Source organism: Asaia sp. W19, assembly GCF_003994335.1.
In the GTDB taxonomy this organism is placed as follows: domain Bacteria; phylum Pseudomonadota; class Alphaproteobacteria; order Acetobacterales; family Acetobacteraceae; genus Asaia.
Map to the genome: position 1 here is coordinate 1 of NZ_PNQZ01000160.1, position 2071 is coordinate 2071.

Genomic DNA, 2071 nt, shown 5'->3' on the forward strand with positions numbered 1-2071 from the left:
ACGCAGGATGCCCGCRAGCTCTACACCGTCTATGAGTGCTATATGCACCTCGACATTGAGGGGGATGGCACAAGCCAGCTCTACAAGGTCGATCTGTGCTGCAATCAGGTTCTGGACAAAGAACCTGTCAGCCATAAGCCCTTCATCGACTTCTGCGCTCTGCCTCGGTCCCATGCATTCTACGGCGCCAACTACGGCCTTCTTCTGGTTCCGACGCAGAACGCGCAGACGTTCCTGACGCGCTCGATCATCAACCACTCGCTGATCACCACCAATCCCCGGATGATGGTCGCTCAGGGGGGCGTGACGAACCCACGCGAACTGATGGAAAACCGCCTCGGCGGCATCGTCAACGTCCGCGACGTAATTTCCTCTGTGGCTCCGCTGCCGCAGGCGTCCCTTAACCCATTCGTGTTCCAAACCATGTCCCAGCTTCAGCAGGGCGGCGAGGAAATCAGCGGCATATCCAGTCTGTCACAGGGGCTGAACAAGGACGCCATCTCTACCCAGAATTCTCAGGGCATGGTGCAGGACCTGATCGCGGTCTCGCAAATCCGTCAGAAGATCATCGCCAGGAACTTTGCTGAGGTATTCCTTCGCAAGCTCTACTCAATGGTCTACCGGCTGATCCTGGAGAATGAGGAGCCGCAGAAGCTCATTCAGGAGTCCAACGGGGTTTGGACGCAGACTGACTTCACTCAGTGGCCCGAAGACACCGAGATGGATATCTCGTTGGCTCTTGGGTACGGCGAGCAGGCGAAAGAGGCCCAGAAGTGGCAGGCAATCGACCAGTACCTATCCAACCCAGCCAATGGGTATGGTCCGGCTTACGCGCCTGAGAAGAAGTTCTACGTCGCTAGCCGAATTCTGGAAAACATGGGGATCAAGGATGCAACCAGCGTTCTGCTGCCTCCTGACCAGATTCCGCCCCCGCAGCCCGATCCGATGCAGCAGGCTGACCTCGCTGTTAAGCAGGCAGATGCTCAGGTCAAGCTGGCCAATGCCGAGGCCGCTAAGCTCAATGCTCAGCTATCTCGTGAGGAAGCCCAGCAGAAGTATGAGCAGGGCATGGCGAAGATTCAGCTTCAGACTGAGAAGGCTCATGCCGATCAGGGTCTCAAGCAGGATCAGTTCAATCACAAGGTGGCGGTCGATACGACTGAGCTGCTCATGTCGAAACAGGCCCTCGCAATGGGCGATGCACAAGCAAGGATTGACCCCGGTTGATGCACCCTAACGAGGACCAGGCTGCGCTCTTGATTGAGCGCGGCGCGGCTGCAAAGCGCCTGCTCGATGACACGACTTTCTGCGCTGTGGTCGATGATCTGACGAACTACAACCTATCCGCCCTCTGCGCCGCAAAGCCGGGGGAGGCAGGCCGGGAGGCCAGGGAATATCACCACCTGCTCCAATACGCGCTGACTGAAATCTGCCGAGAATTGCAGATGCGCCACTCAGCCGGAGAGCAGATGGCCGATGCCCTACACAACCATGAGGACACATATTGATCCTGCTTAACAGAGGGCCTCTCATGGCCCCTGAGGGTGCCGCTACAGCGCCTGTTGAACTCGACGCTACGGATGCCTTCGCGGCCCACTTGGAAGCCTCTCAGGCACCTTCTGAGGTCTCTGAGGAGCCTCGCAGGAAGCCCCCTGAACCAGAGCAGACGGACGCAGCGGAGCCTGAGCGCGCCGAGGCTCCTGCCGAAGATGACGATCCAGACGTTGAACTCCCCTTCGGCGAGGAGATCAAGACCTACAAGCTGAAGGAACTGCGTAGCCTCATTGAGGAGCACGGGCAGTTCTCTGGCCGCTTCGCTGAGGCTGCCAAGGCATCTGAAGCAGCTACGGCTCAAAAGGATCGCCTCGAAGCCGCCTACACTGAAATGTGGAAGCGCGCTGAGGAGCGCTACGCGCCCTACAAGGACCTCGACTGGCTTGCAATCAGCCGGGACCCTAATGTGGACCCTGAGACGTTCAAGCAGGTCCGCGCTGATGCTGAGGCAGCCTACAAGGACCTCGCGTTCCTCCACAGTGAGGTGAACGGGCGTCTGGAGGAAGCCCGCAAGGCC

Annotated in this window: 3 protein-coding genes; all 3 read left to right on the forward strand. The window is 58.7% G+C overall.

Annotated elements, in window-relative coordinates; genetic code table 11:
* Nucleotides 1–1227, forward strand: a 1227-nt coding sequence (locus tag C0V97_RS17595) for a hypothetical protein (RefSeq protein ID WP_233582258.1), incomplete at its 5' end; no start/stop codon positions are given.
* Entirely contained in the window at nt 1227–1508 is a 282-nt protein-coding gene (locus tag C0V97_RS17600; protein ID WP_127102860.1) for a hypothetical protein, read from the forward strand. The genes C0V97_RS17595 and C0V97_RS17600, both read left to right, overlap by 1 nt.
* 23 nt (nt 1509–1531) lie before the next feature.
* The coding region (locus C0V97_RS17605; RefSeq protein ID WP_199752014.1) for a hypothetical protein at nt 1532–2071 on the forward strand (540 nt) is incomplete at its 3' end.